Source organism: uncultured Parvibaculum sp. (genome assembly GCF_963975745.1).
Taxonomy (GTDB): domain Bacteria; phylum Pseudomonadota; class Alphaproteobacteria; order Parvibaculales; family Parvibaculaceae; genus Parvibaculum.
Window position 1 is genome coordinate 161425 of record NZ_CAXBIB010000003.1, and the last position, 16816, is coordinate 178240.

Here is a 16816-nt window from a genome sequence, read left to right on the forward strand (position 1 = left end):
AATCTTCGGCGCGCAGCATGGACGCGTAACGTGTCTTGGGCATCAAAAAGGGAAGCGTCATGCTCGACCTGCGGTCCGCCGCGCCGGAAGTCTCCGCCGTCATCGCCCAGCATGCGGGCGGGCCGGAGCGGCTGCGGCCGCATGTTGCCGGCCAGTGGGGGCGCGCGGCCCTGGCCTATTGGGAGCATCTGTGCGGCGGGCGGCGCTTTCCGCGCCATAGCGATTTCAATCCGATGGTGCTGCGTGCGGCGCTGCCGTTCGTCTGTCTGGTCGAGCCTGTGCCCGGCGGCCGCTTCCGCTACCGTGTCGTCGGCTCGACGCTGAGCGAGTTTCTCGGTGGCGGCAATCTCGCCGGCCGCACGGTCGACGAGGTCTTCACCGCCAATCCCGAATTCGCGGTGGCGCCCTATCGTCAGGTCTGCGCCGAAGCCTGCCTCCACATGCACACGGCATCGGCCGAATGGATCTACGAGGACCGTGCCTATCTGCATTACAGCTTCCTGCTGCTGCCGATGGGCGACAGCGGCAGCCGCGTCGAGCGCATTCTCGGCGTCGCCGATTTCGTGCCGGCGGAGATGGCGCGGGCGCGCTAGCGCCTCTCCTGTCGTCCTGCCTTCAGCCGCAGCCCGGCGGCCTTCCCATGCCTTCCACGCCTTCCGCCGCCAGCGGCACATCCGCCGCGCCGGCCGCGCCGCGCGCGGTCATCGACCAGACGGTCCAGAGATCGCGCAAGGGTTCGTCGATCAGGCCGGCCGCCAGCACCAGGCAGCGCGCGCGCTGGCGCGCCGGGGTCAGCTTCGCGAAGGGCAGCGCGGTGCGGTCGGCACGCACGGCCCGCCTCATCAGCGCCCGCGTCGCTTCGAGCCGCGCGGCCAGATCGGCGGCGCGGGCCGCCGCGCCGTCATGCCGCCCGGCCGCGAAGTCGGCCCGCGCCCCGGTCATCGCGGCGCGGGTGTCCGCAAGTCCGGCCATCGCGTCCGCGTAATCGGCCGCGCCGATCCCGGCCGGCGCCGCGCCGGCCGCCGGAACCATCAGTACAAGGAACAATAATGCCGCCGCGCCGCTCCGTCGCATCGCCCCTCCTCGGTCCCGTCGCGCCGCCGCCCGTTGCCGCCCCGCCACAGGCCGGGCAGGGGCGTTTTGTCTGCCGCAGTGCCGCGAAACGGGGCCAGACAGGTTATCCCCCGGGGACAAGGCAGCTTATCCCCGGGGAATATCTTGGGCCGGCGGGGGTTTATGACAGATTTGTGACAGTTGCGTGACAGAAGGGGGGTCTGCGCTGTCACAAACCGCTGTCACGGTTCACCGGCGAACAGGGTCCGGCCCGCCCGCGAACGGCAATCGGTACTGGCCGGGGCCGCGTCAGCGCCTATGATGCGCGCCATTCGCATCGCCTTTCCGCCGGAGTATCGCCCATGACCGACACCGCCATCGACCGCACCGCGCCCGATTTCAAGGACGAACTGGGCGCCTCGCTCGGGATCGTCCGTACCCTGTACATGGATGCCGGCAAGGGGCGCGCCGCCATCGAATGCGAGGCGCAGATGCGCATGTGCCATTCGGGCGGCGTCGTGCAGGGCGGTTTCGTCACCGGCTGGATCGACGCGGCGATGGCGCGCGCCGCCATGGCCGCCACCGATTTCAAGTTCTCGCCGATGTCGCTCGAAATCAAGATCAGCTTCTTCCGTCCGGCCGCGCCCGGACTGCTGACCGCGACCGGCTGGATCGAACGGCGCGGCCGTTCCACCATGTTCCTCGAAGGCGATCTGCGCGACGCCGCCGGCGAAATTCTCGCCAAGGGTTCCTCCACCGTGCGTCTGCTGCCGCGCATCGACGCCTGAGTCGCCAGCATTGCCAGACGATAGGAAAATATTCCGTATGCGTATTTCCCGTAAGTCCGCGTAACTTTCCCGTATCCGCCAGGTCTTGTTGCGCATGAGTCACATGCGGCGAAATCCGGTGCCGGCGGCGTGCGGTTTGTCTTGAGCCGCACCGCGACGCGGCGGAATATGCGTCGGGGCTTTGGGGCAGCTATTGCAACAAAGCGAGGTTTCAATGAAATCGATCGTCAAAACCCTTTGCGCGGCAAGCGTCTGCGCGGTCGCGTTCGGCCTCGCGGCGGGCGGCGCGCAAGCGCAGACCGCCACGGCGACGGGCCCCTATATCGGCGGCGGTCTCGGCTGGGGCTGGTCCGACGACAGCGACGACTGGAGCCTGAAGGGCCTTGCCGGCTGGCGCTTCAGCGAATATGTCGCCGGTCAGGTCTTCTATGCGGATCTCGGCGATCATCGCGCGCCCGGCATTGTCGGTGAGCGGAGCATCGACACCTATGGTGCCGAGCTCCTGCTTTCCTTCCCGGTCGCGCCCGATCTTTCGCTTTACGGCAAGGGCGGCGTGCATCGCTATCACATCAACAGCCGCAACACGGGCTGGCTTGCCGGCGGCGGCGCCGAGCTGGGACTTGGCGAAGGCTGGTCGCTGCGCGGCGAGTGGACGCATTACGATCTCGATCCGATCGACAGCGACGACTTCACCGTGCAGGTCGTTTACGGATTCTGACAACGCGGTTCAGGGAGGAGAAGGGCCGTCCCGTTCCGGCGGGGCGGCCTTTCTTGTCGTCAGCTGTTGGTGTAGTCAGGCCGGCGCTTGCCGAGAAAGGCCGCGATGCCTTCGCGGAAATCATTGGTCTGGGCACAGAGGATCTGGTTGCGATCCTCCATCGCGACGGCCGCTTCGAGGCTGCCGGCATCGACCGACATGTTGAGACATTCCTTGGTCAGGCGCAGGCCGAGCGGCGAGGTCGTCAGCATCTCCTCGATATAGGGCGCGGCCGCTTCGGCGAGTTTCGCATCCGGCACCACTTCCGAGACAAGGCCGACGCGTTCGGCGCGCGCGGCGTTGATGAAGCGGCCGGTCATCATCAGTTCGGATGCCACCGACACGCCGACCAGGCGCGGCAGGAAGTAGCTGACGCCGATATCGCAGGCCGACAGGCCGATGCGGATGAAGGCCGCGTTCATGCGCGCGCTCTCGCCGGCGATGCGGATGTCGGAAGCCAGCGCCAGCGCGAAGCCGCCGCCACAGGCCGGTCCATGCACCAGCGAGATGATCGGCTGCGGGCAGCGCCGCATCCGCATCACGATCTCGCTGATCCGCCGTTGCGAGACGAGGCCGGCCTGCGGGCTGCCGCTGGCGGCATCCGCTTCCGGACGATTGGAACGTTCCTTGAGGTCGAGGCCGGCGCAGAAGGCGCGGCCGGCGCCCTTGAGCACGACCACGCGCACCGAATGATCCGTGTAGAGACGCCCGAAATAATCCTGCAGTTCGTCGACCAGCGCCGGGTTCATCGCGTTCAGCGCGTCCGGGCGGTTCATCGTCACCCAGTCGACGCTTCCCTGCTTCTCGACGATCAATGTCCTGTAGGCGGTCATCGGCCTCTCCTCCTTGGCGGGCGTTTCGTTTGGGGGAAGCCTATACGGGCTGATCGCACGTGCAACTGACGCAAGGGCCGCGCGCGGGAAACGGAGGGTCAGCCGACCAGCGCTTCCATTTCCTGCTGGATCTCCAGCGGCAGATCGAGCCAGCGCAGCGCCATCAGGCCGTTGCCTTCGATGCGCATCACCTCGGCGGCGAAGGGGAGGCGGCGCGTGTCGCCCACCCAGTGCAGATAGCCGCTGACGATGCCGCCGACCTCGGCCTCGCCGGAAAAGCCCACGATACAGGCGCCGCCGGCCGACCAGTCGCGCGTGCGGTGCGCGTAGCCGCCGATCTCGATCATCAGCATCGGCGCGTCCATGCGCGCGGAAAGCCGCATCTCCGGCCCGTCAAGGCCGCCGCGCAGATAGTCGAGCAATCGCGAGATCAGAGACATGGAGAATCGCCGCCTGGCAGGAAGTCGAGTCATTGTGGGCGCGTGGCGGCGCATTGGCAACTGCCGGCGGTGCGACGAACGGATGACAGCGGCAAGCGCTTTGGGCTATAGGGAGCGGAACCCTTGTTCGACCGTTGCCGGAGCGATTCATGCCGCAGCCTCAAGATGCCAGACCCGTCCTGATCGAAGTCGGTCCCGGCGAACTGATCGACAAGATCACCATTCTGCGAATCAAGTCCGAACGCATGAGCGATCCGGCCAAGCTCGCCAATGTGCGTCACGAGCTCGACGTTCTGGAGAAGGCGCGGGGCGAAAATCTCGCCGACAGCGCTGAACTCAGGCGGCTCGAAGCCGATCTCAAGGCCGTCAATGAGGCGCTCTGGGTGATCGAGGACGACATCCGCCAATGCGAGGCCGATCGCGATTTCGGCGCGACATTCATCGAGTTGGCGCGTTCGGTCTACAAGCAGAACGACAAGCGCGCGGCGCTGAAGAAGGAAATCAACCTTCTGACCGGCTCGTCGATCGTCGAGGAAAAATCCTATACCGAATTCGAGTGAGCGCTTAGGCCCCGCTTCACTTCGGCGAGCACGCGTTCGACGGGCAGTGCCGCAAGCTCCCCGACCTCGATGACGCCGAAATTCGCGCGCGCGATGCCGGTGCGCTCGGCCGGCGAATAGGAACCGAACAGGGCAAGTCCCGGCGCGCCGATATGCGAAGCAAGATGGCTCGGACCGGTATCGTTGCCGACGACGAAGGCGGCGTTCCGGAAGACGCCGGCCAGTTCGTACCAGCTCAGCAGCCCATGCGTGTCGGTCAGCTTGATGCCGGGAATGGTCTTCGCCAGTTCCATTTCGTCGGGGCCCGGTGCCAGCACCACCTGATGGCCGTCGGCGATCAGCGCCTCGGCCAGCCTGTCGTAATGGGGCCAGCGCTTTTCGGGATGACGCGCCGAACAACCCGGCACCAGCACGATATAGGGTTTGCGTGCGCCGGCCTTTTCGAGCAGTGCCGTCACGTCGTCGGCCAGCCACGAGACATCGGGTGTCGGTGTGTGTTCGATCGTCAGGCCGGCATCGGCGAGTTGGCCGGCCAGCCGGTCGAGGGTGCGGATCTTCTTCGGGTCCTTCGCGCGGTGCGGATGGCTGCATCCCTTCGCTGTTCCCGACCAGCGGCGGTCGTTCAGCATCCAGCGATAATAGAAGGCGGTGCGCGCGGAATTCTGCAGGTCGTAGATCATGTCGAAGTTCCGGGCGCGCAACTGCCGCCGCAGGCGCCACATCGCATCGAGGCGCCAGCGCGGCGCGCGCGGATCGACGATCACCTCGTCGATGAAGGGCGAGCGCGCCAGCAATCCGCGATAGGCCGGCATGGTCAACACCGCGATATGCGCGTCCGGATGGTTGGCGCGAATGTCGCGCAATGCGCCTTCGGCCTGGATCACGTCGCCGAAGGCGCCGTGCTTGATGATCAGGATACGTCGGGCGTCGGCGGGGAAGGCGGCGGTTGGCATCGGTCTCCGGTCTTCTCTCATTCGGCGGTTCGGACGGCGGCCCATCGCCGGCAGGAAGGATGGTGACCCCGGCGCGATTCGAACGCACGACCCTCAGATTAGGAATCTGATGCTCTATCCAGCTGAGCTACGGGGCCACATCGAGAGGATGCAGGCAGAGGCACGGGCAGCCGCAACCCCCGCGTCGCGCAACCTACGTCAGCACCGGCGGCGCTGCAATCGTCTGGTGGGCGCCCTTTACCTGCCCGCCGCTTTGCGCCTAGATAGCCGGGGCCGGGGCTTCGGGGGAACGGGGGTTTTTGATGCAGATTCTCGCCGTCGGCCGCCGCTTCCGGTTCGCCGCCACGCTTCTCGGTGCCTTGCTGTTCGTCCTGCCGGCGGCAGAGGCGGCTTGCGAACTGGAGACGGGCGCCGAGGCGCGCGCGGTCGAGATCGTCGATGGCGACACGCTGGTGCTCGACAATGGCCGGCAGGTTCGCTTCACCGGCATCCAGGCGCCGAAGCTGCCGCTCGGACGCGCCGGTTTCGAAGCCTGGCCGCTGGCCGAGGTTGCGCGCGCCACCCTCTCCGATCTGGCGCGCGGCGCGCGCGTCACGCTGCGCCATGGCGGCCGCCGCGCGGACCGGCATGGCCGCATCCTCGCCCATCTCTTTGTCACCGATGCCGATGGCAGGGAGGTCTGGCTGCAGCATGAAATGCTGCGGCTCGGTCTGGCGCGGGTCTACACGTTCCGCGACAATCGGGCCTGTGCGACCGAACTGCTGGCTGCCGAGCGCGACGCCCGACAGGCTGCGCGCGGCATCTGGGCCGATCCCTTCTACGCGATCCGCGATGCGTCCGATGCGACGGCGCTCGCGCGGCTTCACGGCCGGTTCGAACTGGTCGAGGGCCGGGTGGTTTCGGCTGCGCGTGTCCGCGGCCGTCTCTATCTCAATTTCGGCGACGACTGGCGCACCGACTTCACCGTGACAGTGGCGCCGGGGGACGCTAGGCTTTTCGACGACGATCCGGTCTGGGCGCCGTTGCTTGATGCGGCGGGCGGCCTTGCGGGTCTCGCGGACCGGCGGGTGCGGGTTCGCGGATGGCTCGGCCGCTACAACGGTCCTGAAATCACCCTGACGCATCCCGAGCAGATCGAATTTCTGGACAACGGATCATGACCAACGGGACGAGGGGGCGGGACGAAGGGACGGCACGTCCGGCATTTGTGGTGCCGCTGCTTGCGGTGCTGATTCTTTCCGTCGCGGCCTGCGCGACCAATCCGGCAACCGGGCAGCGTCAGGTCGCACCGCTGGTCTCCGTCGAACAGGAAGCGCGGATCGGCGCCGAAGCACATCCGAAGATTCTCGAAGCCTTTGGTGGCGCCTATCCGGATCAGGAACTCGGCGGTTATGTCGCCGAGATCACGATGCGCATGGCGCGGGTCACCAACGCGCCCGACGCGCCCTATCGCGTGACGCTTCTCGACAGTCCGGTCGTCAACGCCATGGCGCTGCCGGGCGGCTATGTCTATGTCACGCGCGGTCTGGTGGCACTTGCCAATGACGAGGCGGAGCTTGCCGGCGTCATCGGCCACGAGCTCGGGCATGTTGCGGCACGCCACGCCGCGCAGCGCCAGACGGCGGCGATGGGCACGTCGGTCGTCGGCGCGGTGCTCGGCGCGGTGATCGGTAGCCAGGCGGCGAGCCAGGCCATTGCACTTGGCGGGCGGGGTTTCCTCGCCAGCTATTCACGCGACCAGGAATTCGAGTCCGACATGCTGGGCGTGCGCTACCTGGCGGCGGCAGGATACGATCCCTACGCGGCGGCCGACTTCCTGACATCGCTGGGCGCGCATGATGCGCTTCAGGCACGACTTCGCAACCTGCCGCATGACGCGACGCGCAGCGGCTGGCTGGCGAGCCATCCGGCCAGCGCCCAGCGCGTCGATGCCGCACGGAACCATGCGCGCGAGACCGGTGCGGTGCCCGGCCAGGGTGCCCGCAATCGCGATGCCTATCTCAAGGCGCTGGATGGGATGCTCTATGGCGACAGCCCGGCGCAGGGCGTTGTGCGCGACCGCGACTTCGTGCATCCGAAGCTCGGCTTTGCCTTCAAGGCGCCGCGTGGTTTCGTCATCACCAATGGGCCGGCGGAAGTGCTCGTCGAAGGGCCGGAGAAGACGCTGGCGAAATTCAATGCCGAGGCAAAGAACCCCGGTCTCGATATCGGCCGCTATCTGACCGAGCAATGGGGCAGGGGCGTACAGCTTGCCGGGCTGCAGCTTTTCAAGGTCAATGGCATGAATGCGGCGACCGCCACGACGCGGATTGGCGACTATCGGGCGCGGCTGGTGGCGATCGAATTTGCGCCCGACCGCGTCTACCGCTTTCTGACGGGAACGCTGCCGCAGACGGGCACGCGCCACGACGCTGCGCTGCAGGAACTTGTGATGAGTTTTCGCCGGATCTCGAAAGCCGAGGCGGCGGCCGTCAGGCCGCTGCGGCTGCGCATCGTCACGGTGCGGCCGGGCGACAGCGCGGCCTCGCTCGGCCGTCGCATGGTCTATTCGGATTTTCCGGCCGAGCGCTTCCGGGTGCTCAACGGCCTTGCCGCGGGTGAAGAACCGCGTGCGGGTACGCGCGTCAAGCTCGTCACCGAATAGGGATCGCCTCAGCCCAGAAGGCCGGCGGCTTCGGGATCGGGGACCTTGTTCAGCAGGGCGGTGCGCATCTTCTTCAGCGCCAGATGCTCGATCTGCCGGACGCGCTCCTTCGAGATGCCGAGTTGCGTGCCCAGCGTTTCGAGCGTTTGCGCATCGTCGCGCAAGCGCCGTTCGCGGATGATCAGAAGCTCGCGTTCGTTGAGTTCCGACAGAGCTTCGGCGATCCAGCGCGAGCGGTACGCGTCGTCGTGCCGCTCCATCACTTCTTCGTCCGGTTGCGGCCGGTCGCAGGTCAGCATGTCCTGCCATTCGGCGCCGCCGTCTTCGGCCCCTTCATCGGACAAGGTGGCATTGAGCGAACGGTCGCCCGCCATCAGCCTGGCATCCATGGTCTCGACGTCGCCGACGCCGACGCCGAGACGCTCGGCGATGAAAATCCGGTCCTGCTGACGCAGTGTCTGGCGCGTGCCGCCGTCGATCATGGCGCGCAGGCGGCGCAGATTGAAGAAGAGCGATTTGTGGGCCGCGGTGGTGCCGGTGCGCACGATCGACCAGTTGCGCAGGATGTAGTCCTGAATGGCGGCGCGGATCCACCATGTGGCATAGGTCGAGAAGCGCACGTCGCGTTCGGGTTCGAAGCGGGCGGCCGCCTGCATCAGGCCGACATTGCCTTCCTGAACGAGGTCGCCATAGGGCAGACCGTAATTGCGGAAGCGCGTGGCGATCGAAATGACGAGACGCATATAGGCGCAGGTCAACTGGTGCAGCGCCTGTTCATCGCCGTTCTCGCGCCAGCGTCGCGCGAGTTCAAATTCGGTTTCCCGGTCGAGCAGCGGAACGGTCATCGCATTCCGCATGAAGCGGCGGTTGGCGCGCTGCGTTTCGGGTGTGTCTGTATGGGCCATGTCAGTCACTCCTCCGTGCCGCGGCACGCTTGCGCGTGTCCGAAGTTTCGGTCAGCAACCTTGCTACGATCCGTCCGTGGTTCCGGATCATCGCCGGATGCACTCGATGGTGTTTTGTAGCGTCATTTCATGGCCAGAAAGGGGCAGGCCCCTTTCAATGCAAAAAGGCCCGGCGCGAAGCCGGGCCTTTTCGACAGATTTGTGTCGAAGGATCAGGCTGCTTCGCTGGCTTCGCCTTCCTTGGGCGTCTTGTCGCCGCCGCCGCGTGGCGTGCCCTGAAGGGCCTGCTCGACGCGTTCGATCGCCGCGTCCTCGCCGATGCGTTCGACGGCCGCCACTTCCCGCGCCATGCGGTCGAGCGCGGCTTCGTAAAGCTGACGCTCGGAATAGGACTGCTCGGGCTGACGTTCGGAGCGATAGAGATCGCGAACCACCTCGGCGATCGAGATCAGATCGCCGGAGTTGATCTTCGCTTCGTATTCCTGCGCGCGGCGGCTCCACATGGTGCGCTTGATGCGGGCGCGGCCGCGCAGCGTCTCCAGCGCGGAGTCGACGACGCCGGTGTCGGAAAGCTTGCGCATGCCGACGGCGCCCGCCTTGTTGGTCGGTACGCGCAGCGTCATCTTTTCCTTGTCGAAGTTGATGACGAAGAGCTCGAGCTTGTGGCCGGCCACTTCCTTCTCCTCGATCTCGAGGATCTGGCCGACGCCATGCGCCGGATAGACGACATATTCCTTGGCCTTGAAGTTGGCGCGCGGCGCGGCCGGTTTCGCCGGTTCCTTCGGCGCCTCGACCTTGGCAGGCCTGGCCGCCGCTTCGGCCTTGGCGCGCTTGGCGCTGGCTTCGCGTTCGGCTGCTTCGGCCTTGCGGGCCTTTTCGGCGCGGCCCTTGGCCGCTTCCATCAGCTTGCTGGCCGCGTTGGCGAGCTTGGGCGGCGCCTTGCGCGGCGGCGGCGCCTTGGCGGGTTCGGGCTTTGCCGCCTTCGCCTTTGGCGCAGCCTTCTTCGCCGGCGCCTTGGCGGGCGCAGCCTTCTTCGCCGGCGCCTTGGCGGGCGCGGCCTTGGCCTTCTGCTTGGCGGCGGCCGGCTTGGCCGTTTTCGCAGCCGGCTTCTTCGTCGCGGCCGGTTTTGTCTTGGCGGCGGGCTTCTTCGCTGCCGCGGGTTTGGCTTTGGCTTTGGCCTTCGCCTTGGTCGCCTTGGTCCTGGCGGTTGCAGCCTTGGCCGTGACCTTGGCCGTCGGTTTCGACTTGGTGGTCTTCGCGGACTTCGAGGATTTCGTCACTTTGCTCGCCATGGCCTTTCCTATACCCAGCCTTTCATAACCGGGGCCGGACCGGAGACACGATGTCTCCCCGCCGGACCTTCAATATCGATGCGCTACGGTCGACGACCTTCATCCAGGACGCGCCAGGTCTCCGTAAGGAGGCCGTCAGACACCTCAGGCCGAAAGAGGTTTTCGGCCTGACTCTCGACCGCCAAACGCAGCAGCCGACGCCTGTGGATGACACCTTTTCCCGCCAGCAGGCCCAGCGCAGCCGAACGGCATGCCGTCGGCCATCTGCCTACCCGCCGCCCCGCCTTTCCAAGGCTGAAAAGCGGCGCGAGGTGACGAAGTGCAAGTCAATCCCGGCATCTTCAACGCAAGGCTGCGCCGCCGAGGTCCGTCTCGCATCCGTATTCGCAGCATCTAACTGTGGGATATATAACACAAAAACCCCCCTCTTGGAAGGAGGGCGGGGCAAAAGGACAGTTAACACAGGGAGATAGGCTGCCGCCCCACCTGATTGGTGCAGGTTTCCGCGGTAAATGGCCCTTGTCGCGCCTGCCGATGGCCGACCTTGCTGTCCGGGGACCGGTCAGCCTCCTGTCAAACCGGGATAGAAATCCCGGCGCGGTCAGTCGCCCTCGCCAGGTTCAGGGCTGAAATGCTCGTCGAACTTGCCTTCGACGCCCTGCCATTCATCGGCATCGGCCGGCGGCTCGCGCTTGATCGTGATATTCGGCCATTTCGAGGCATATTCGGTATTGAGTTCGAGCCATTTCTCAAGCCCCGGCTCGGTATCCGGCTTGATCGCCTCGGCCGGGCATTCCGGCTCGCACACGCCGCAATCGATGCATTCGTCGGGATGGATGACCAGCATATTCTCGCCCTCGTAGAAACAGTCCACGGGGCAGACCTCGACGCAGTCCATGTATTTGCAGCGTATGCAGGCTTCGGTCACGATATAGGTCATCGCAGTCTCCGTTCGCGCGGACTTTCGCGCGGTCCTTTCAGGTTTCCGGGGGGCGGGCGGGCCGGTCCGGCGATCCGAGTCGCGCAAGAACACGTTGCCGCGCCTCGCCGGATTCGCGGTCGGGAACGTATATCAGGCCTGCGACACGCCGCAACAGATTGGCTTCGTAGTCGTCAAGGAGGCCATCGGCATAGACGATCTCCCACATCTTCTCGATGAGGTTTATGCGCTCGGCCTCGTTGTAGCCGCGCTTTATTTCCTGCGCCCATTTGTGCAGGTCGAGTGTCCTGGCTTCCTCGCTCTCGGCCGCCGCCACCAGTTCGTCGATCTCCGACGGTGCGAGGCCAAATGTGTCGGTAGCGATACTCCGGATGGCGCGGCGTTCATCCTCGCTGAAATCCGAATCCGTCGTCGCGGCGCGGATGAGCAGCGCCACCACGGCAACCTGCAGGTCGTCGAAACGGGGAGCGGCGCCTTCGGGCGCGCCAAGAAGGAATGATCTGATCGCGGCGAGCATGATATTTCACCTACACGAACCGGTAGAACAATTCAATTACATTACGTTTATGTATTTAATGCGTTTGCCTCAGAGCGTCCGTCCTGCGCCGGTCCCTTTTTGTCGGCCGCCCGGCCCCGGACCGGCGTCCGCCGGCCGGCTCAACTGGCGTTGTCGCCGTACCCGGCGCCGGTGGCGGTTCGAGGTCCCGGTAGAGCGTGGCGGCCTCCGGGGCCGGACCTCGCCGCAATCCAAGCGCTACGACTTCAATGATCCTGATATGGGCTCCAAGGGGAAATGTGAGAACATCGCCGGGGCGCACATTTCGGCTCGCCTTCGAGATTCGCGCGCCATTGACCCGCATCCGGCCGCTCTGAACAAGAGCGACTGCTATCGAACGGCTCCTGGCGAAGCGTGCGCACCAGAGCCAGCGGTCGATGCGCTGGCCGGGCTGGCCCGCGGCGTCTTCCATGGGAGATCAGTTGCCGCCGGCGCGCTCTTTGAGCACCGCCAGCGCAGCAAAGGGCGAATCGGGATCCGGCTCGCGTTCGCGCGGTTTGCGCGGTTCGCGGTAGCCGCCGTCGGAACGACCTCCCTTGATGTGACGCTCGCCCCGGTCGTCCGGCTTGCGCTTGGGCTTCCTGTGGCGCTCGCCGCGCGCATCGCCGGACTTTTCGGCCGTCTCGCCCGTCTCGGCCGTCACGGTCCTGGCCTTGTTCGGTTTGCGCCGTCGCGCCGGCTTTCCTTCCGGCCTGCGGCGGACCGGCCGCCAGATTTCAAGTTCGACCGCAGCCGCGGGTGCGACCGGTTCCGCCGGCCCGGCGGTCTCGGCTGCGCCGGTGTGATCCTGCGCTGCCGGTGTGGCGGGGACAGCTTCGGCTGAGTCCGTTTCGGCCGGTGCGTCGGCGACAGGTGCCGCGATTGCGTCGACGATCGCCGCGAGCGCCGCCTCCGCTGTCGTTTGCGGCGACGCTGCGCTGTCCGGCTCTGCATTCGATGCGGCAGATGCTTCGCTGCCCGACGGACGCGGAACGATGGTTTCACGCTGTACGCGATAACCCAGCCCCTGAAGCAGGCCCGCGAACTCCTCGCCCGAACAGCCGACCAGCGACATCATGTCGGGCGTGATGACAAATCCGCCATTGTATGTCCGGGCGGCGATGACCGGCCGGATCAGATCGGCAATGCGCTCCAGCATATCGAGTCGAACCGCGCGACCGCCGCAAACACGAAAGCCCAGCGCTTCATAAAAGCCCTGCGGCGCTGCCGGATCCGCCGGGATCGAGGTCAGTCCCGGTGCGGGCGGCTGCGGCAGGCCGGCGAACGCATCGTCGACATCCGTACGTGTCAGCGCCCAGAGCATCATCAACAGGCGGGCCGGTGCCGGCTTCAGCAATGCCGGCATGAAAATCGAGTGAGCGCCAAACCGGACGCCATGCTTCCGTAACTGGCCACGCGCCGCCTGGTCAAGCGTGCGAATATCCTCAGCCACCACCTCGCGCCGCAGCGCACCTAGATTTTCGATCAGACGAAAAGCGACCCCGCGCGCGAGACCTTCGACATCAGACGCGTCGCGCAGGGCTATCAGCGGCGCCAGCACGTTTGCGATATGCATGGCGATCCAGCCATCGAGTCGTGCCTGGACGGCCTCGCGGGCCGGGCCGTTGAGTTCGTCGCCCGCGATCAATGCTGCACGCGGCTTCAGCGGCTCCGCGCCGGGCTTCAGCTCGGCTACGGGGTGACCCGCCCAGTTGATCCGTCCGTGATCGGACAAAGAAATATCCGCATCCGGGGCTGTCGCCAGTCGTTGCGCGCGCCCCGCAATCTCGCTTGCCAGCGCCTGATCGGCGGCTGCGCGCAACACGCGACCCTGATCGTCGTCGGCCCGCGGATCGGGAACGAAGACAAACCCCTGAAGGCGGCCGACATATTCGCCTTCCACCAATACCTCGCCGTTGCTGTTAACAACCGCCATTAGATCCTCGTTCTGGCGCAGACGCTTCATCAGCACACTGGTGCGCCGGTCGATGAAACGCTGCGTCAACCGCTCGTGCAATGCGTCCGACAGCCTATCCTCTACCGCACGCGCGCGCTCCTGCCAATGAGAAGGATCGTGAAGCCAGTCCGGACGGTTCGCCACATAGGTCCATGTGCGGATATGGGCGATACGGGCGGCCAGGGTATCGATCTCGCCATCGGCGCGATCCAGACGCTCGATCTGGCGTGCCAGCCAGTCGTCAGGGATGTGCGCCCGGCCATGGCCGGAAGGTTCCATAAGGAAGAGATAGAGGCGTGTCAGCAGTTCGGCATGCTCGCTTGCCAGCGTCTTGCGGAAGTCGGGAAGCTGGGCCACCTCCCAGAGACGCTTAATGGCCGCGGACGACCTCGCCGACGCCTGAATGTCGGGGTTGCGAGCCATGCGCGTCAGCGCTTCGAGATCGTCGGCAACGGGCGCGCGTGCCAGGCCAGGCCGGTCGGGCGGCCGATCAAGGCTCTGCAACAGCGCCGCAATGCTCGAGAAATCGGGATGCGGATTGCGCCATTGCAGGTATCGCGCCGGTTCGAACCGGTGATCCTCGATGCGGGAAACGATCTCGTCGTCGAGCGGCGGCGTGTCGCCGGTTACGCCAAAGGTGCCGTTATTCATGTGCCGGCCGGCCCGACCGGCGATCTGTGCCAGCTCGGCCACATGCAGCGCGCGATGCTGATGACCGTCGAATTTCTGGGTTGCCGCAAAGGCGACATGGTCGACATCCATGTTGAGGCCCATGCCGATGGCATCGGTTGCAACCAGAAAATCGACTTCGCCCGACTGATAGAGCGCGACCTGGGCGTTGCGCGTGCGTGGCGAGAGCGCCCCCATCACGACGGCCGCGCCACCACGCTGACGCCGGACCAATTCCGCGATGGCATAGACCCTGTCGGCCGAAAAGGCGACGATCGCCGATCGGCGCGGCAATCGTGTCAGCTTCTTTGCGCCTGTCCAGGACAGCTCGGAGAAGCGAGGCCGGACGATGAACCGGGTCTCCGGCAGCAATTTCTGGATCAAGCCGCGAACGGTTTCCGAGCCGAGCATCATGGTCTCGGAAAGTCCACGTGCGCGCAGCAGGCGATCGGTGAAGGTGTGGCCGCGTTCCCGGTCGGCGGCGAGCTGGATTTCGTCGACGGCCAGAAATTCAACCGGCCGGTCGAGCGGCATCGCCTCGACGGTGCAGATGAAATAGCGGGCTGTGGGCGGCAGTATCTTTTCTTCGCCGGTGATCAAAGCCACATGGCGGGCGCCCTTCACCCCGGCCACGCGGTCATAGACCTCGCGCGCCAGCAGACGCAGGGGCAGACCGATCATGCCTGTTTGATGCGCCATCATCCGTTCGATGGCGAGATGGGTCTTGCCGGTGTTTGTCGGGCCCAGCACCGCGGTTATGCGGCGGCGTTCAGCGAGGCCGTCGCGGGCGTGGTGGCCGGATACTGGGGTGGGCGGGATACTCATGTTTCGGGGCGCACCTTCGGGGCAAAACGCTCATCTGACAAGGGCGAGATGTCATTAACGCTGCCCGTGTTAATTGCAGGAATATTGGGCGAACGAACCGGGTCCGAATCGCTGACCGTTCAATCTTCCGTCTTCGTTCACGGCTAAATGTTGTGTTCCGATAATGGTTTAGGCAGACAAAACGTTAACAGGAAAAAATTCCGGGACCTTCCGCAGCGTCCGGGCGGCGGTGCCTCCATGCCGGATTTGCAGACCCTTTCCGATACTGGACCGCGGTCTATAGTGGCGCCTATCGACATTTGCATCAGGCCCGTCAGAGGCTGACGACATCCGGGAGGACGATATGGATTTCACGATCCCCAAGGAAATCATCGACTATCTCAGTGTGCTCGACGATTTCATCGAAAAGGAAATCAAGCCACTGCAGGCGCAGGACGACAATGAGCGCTTTTTCGACCATCGCCGTGAGCATGCACGCACCGATTGGGACAATCAGGGCTTGCCGCGCCATGACTGGGAAGAACTGCTCGGAGAGATGCGGAAGCGCGCCGACAAGGCCGGACATCTGCGCTACGCCCTGCCGAAGGAATATGGCGGGAAGGACGGCACCAATCTCGGCATGGCGGTAATCCGCGAGCATCTGGCTGCCAAGGGACTCGGTCTTCACAACGACCTGCAGAACGAGAACTCGATCGTCGGCAATTTTCCGACCGTGTTGATGTTTCGCGATTTCGGTACGGAAGACCAGAAGAAGGTCTTCATTCCGGGTTCGCTCGATGGGTCCGTGCGTGTCGCTTTCGGCCTGACCGAGCCCGAACACGGTTCGGATGCCACATGGATGGAGACGCGCGGCCGCCGCGAGAAACGCGACGGCAAGGACGGCTGGGTCATCAACGGAATGAAGATGTGGAACACAGGCATGCATGTCGCGACGCATGATTTCGTGTTCGCGCGCACCAGCGGCCAGGATGGCGACCCGCTCGGCATCACCTGTTTCATCGTTCCGACGGAGACACCCGGGGTCAAGATCGAGGAATATCTCTGGACCTTCAACATGCCGACCGACCACCCGCGCGTTTCGTTCACGAATGTCTGGGTGCCGGAAGATGCCATTCTCGGCGATCCGGAGAGGGGCCTCGAGCTTGCGCAGCATTTCGTGCACGAGAACCGTATCCGGCAGGCCGCGTCCGGTGTGGGTGCGGCACAGTTCTGCATCAATGAAAGCGTCAAATATGCCAAGCAGCGCAAGCCGTTCGGCAAGCCGCTTGCCGCCAACCAGGCAATCCAGTTTCCGCTGATCGAAGCGCATACCGAATGCGAGATGATCCGCAATCTCGTCTACAAGACCGCGTGGCAGATGGACCAGATGTCGAAGAAGGACGTCGCACGGCATCTGTCGGACAAGGTGTCGATGTGCAACTACCGCGCGAACCGGCTCGTCTGTCAGGCGGCCGACCTCGCGATCCAGGTGCATGGTGGTATGGGTTACTCGCGGCACAAGCCATTTGAGCACATCTATCGTCATCACCGGCGCTATCGCATCACCGAAGGCTCGGAGGAAATCCAGATGCGCAAAGTGGGCGGACATCTCTTCGGCTTCATCGGGGCCAGCGAACGCCAGAAGAAGGCCGCCGAATAGGCGCATTTTCGGGGCGGAGCTGCCGG

The 16816-nt window shown here is 65.2% G+C and carries 17 protein-coding genes and 1 tRNA gene; 7 read left to right on the forward strand and 11 right to left on the reverse strand.

The window, feature by feature from the left end; all coding sequences use genetic code 11:
• Positions 1–59 precede the first annotated feature (59 nt).
• Complete coding sequence (locus AAC071_RS03825) at positions 60–593, forward strand: PAS domain-containing protein (protein WP_339830191.1); 534 nt, start codon at positions 60–62, stop codon at positions 591–593.
• Between the two features lie 22 nt (positions 594–615).
• Here the strand turns inward: AAC071_RS03825 and AAC071_RS03830 are convergent, their stop codons facing one another.
• Positions 616–1074, reverse strand: coding sequence for a hypothetical protein (locus AAC071_RS03830; RefSeq protein WP_339830193.1), 459 nt, complete (start codon positions 1072–1074; stop codon positions 616–618).
• A 341-nt stretch (positions 1075–1415) separates the two neighbouring features.
• Here AAC071_RS03830 and AAC071_RS03835 point away from each other — a divergent pair, with 341 nt between their 5' ends.
• Both AAC071_RS03835 and AAC071_RS03840 read left to right on the forward strand, forming a co-directional pair.
• Positions 1416–1841, forward strand: coding sequence for a PaaI family thioesterase (locus AAC071_RS03835; RefSeq protein WP_339830195.1), 426 nt, complete (start codon positions 1416–1418; stop codon positions 1839–1841).
• Between the two features lie 214 nt (positions 1842–2055).
• Complete coding sequence (locus tag AAC071_RS03840) at positions 2056–2559, forward strand: outer membrane beta-barrel protein (RefSeq protein ID WP_339830197.1); 504 nt, start codon at positions 2056–2058, stop codon at positions 2557–2559.
• Positions 2560–2618: 59 nt separating this feature from the next.
• Here the strand turns inward: AAC071_RS03840 and AAC071_RS03845 are convergent, their stop codons facing one another.
• The gene (locus tag AAC071_RS03845; RefSeq protein WP_339830199.1) at positions 2619–3431 is read right to left on the reverse strand and encodes an enoyl-CoA hydratase/isomerase family protein; all 813 of its coding nucleotides are present in this window, start codon (positions 3429–3431) and stop codon (positions 2619–2621) included.
• A gap of 98 nt (positions 3432–3529) precedes the next feature.
• Complete coding sequence (locus tag AAC071_RS03850) at positions 3530–3871, reverse strand: PilZ domain-containing protein (RefSeq protein WP_339830201.1); 342 nt, start codon at positions 3869–3871, stop codon at positions 3530–3532.
• Between the two features lie 149 nt (positions 3872–4020).
• Between AAC071_RS03850 and AAC071_RS03855 the strand changes: the two genes are divergently transcribed.
• Positions 4021–4431 (forward strand): DUF6165 family protein, encoded by a 411-nt coding sequence (locus AAC071_RS03855; protein ID WP_339830203.1) that lies wholly within the window; start codon positions 4021–4023, stop codon positions 4429–4431.
• On the opposite strand, the gene AAC071_RS03860 is transcribed toward AAC071_RS03855, so the two are convergent.
• The gene (locus tag AAC071_RS03860; RefSeq protein ID WP_339830205.1) at positions 4413–5384 is read right to left on the reverse strand and encodes a glycosyltransferase family 9 protein; all 972 of its coding nucleotides are present in this window, start codon (positions 5382–5384) and stop codon (positions 4413–4415) included. The genes AAC071_RS03855 and AAC071_RS03860 overlap by 19 nt on opposite strands.
• 60 nt (positions 5385–5444) lie before the next feature.
• Positions 5445–5521: transfer RNA gene (locus AAC071_RS03865), tRNA-Arg, on the reverse strand.
• Positions 5522–5686: 165 nt separating this feature from the next.
• Here AAC071_RS03865 and AAC071_RS03870 point away from each other — a divergent pair.
• Both AAC071_RS03870 and AAC071_RS03875 read left to right on the forward strand, forming a co-directional pair.
• A complete protein-coding gene (locus tag AAC071_RS03870; RefSeq protein WP_339830207.1) occupies positions 5687–6544 on the forward strand; it encodes a thermonuclease family protein in 858 nt (285 codons plus the stop codon).
• On the forward strand, positions 6541–8028 hold the full coding sequence (locus AAC071_RS03875) for a M48 family metalloprotease (protein ID WP_339830209.1): 1488 nt from the start codon (positions 6541–6543) through the stop codon (positions 8026–8028). Before AAC071_RS03870 ends, AAC071_RS03875 begins: the two co-directional genes overlap by 4 nt.
• A gap of 8 nt (positions 8029–8036) precedes the next feature.
• Here AAC071_RS03875 and AAC071_RS03880 read toward each other — a convergent pair whose 3' ends face one another.
• The 6 genes from AAC071_RS03880 to AAC071_RS03905 form a co-directional block, all read right to left on the reverse strand.
• Positions 8037–8933, reverse strand: coding sequence for an RNA polymerase factor sigma-32 (locus AAC071_RS03880; RefSeq protein ID WP_339830211.1), 897 nt, complete (start codon positions 8931–8933; stop codon positions 8037–8039).
• Positions 8934–9145: 212 nt separating this feature from the next.
• Positions 9146–10225, reverse strand: a complete 1080-nt coding sequence (locus AAC071_RS03885) for a CarD family transcriptional regulator (protein ID WP_339830213.1) — start codon at positions 10223–10225, stop codon at positions 9146–9148.
• A gap of 601 nt (positions 10226–10826) precedes the next feature.
• Entirely contained in the window at positions 10827–11165 is a 339-nt protein-coding gene (gene fdxA, locus AAC071_RS03890) for a ferredoxin FdxA (protein WP_339830215.1), read from the reverse strand.
• 37 nt (positions 11166–11202) lie between these two features.
• On the reverse strand, positions 11203–11682 hold the full coding sequence (locus AAC071_RS03895) for a TerB family tellurite resistance protein (protein ID WP_339830217.1): 480 nt from the start codon (positions 11680–11682) through the stop codon (positions 11203–11205).
• 55 nt (positions 11683–11737) lie between these two features.
• Complete coding sequence (locus AAC071_RS03900; RefSeq protein ID WP_339830218.1) at positions 11738–12133, reverse strand: RNA-binding S4 domain-containing protein; 396 nt, start codon at positions 12131–12133, stop codon at positions 11738–11740.
• A 6-nt stretch (positions 12134–12139) separates the two neighbouring features.
• Positions 12140–15151 carry a helicase-related protein gene (locus AAC071_RS03905; RefSeq protein ID WP_339830220.1) on the reverse strand — a complete coding sequence of 1004 codons (3012 nt, stop codon included), beginning with the start codon at positions 15149–15151 and terminating at the stop codon, positions 12140–12142.
• A 343-nt stretch (positions 15152–15494) separates the two neighbouring features.
• Here AAC071_RS03905 and AAC071_RS03910 point away from each other — a divergent pair, with 343 nt between their 5' ends.
• Positions 15495–16790, forward strand: coding sequence for an acyl-CoA dehydrogenase family protein (locus AAC071_RS03910; protein ID WP_339830222.1), 1296 nt, complete (start codon positions 15495–15497; stop codon positions 16788–16790).
• The last annotated feature ends 26 nt before the right edge of the window (positions 16791–16816 follow it).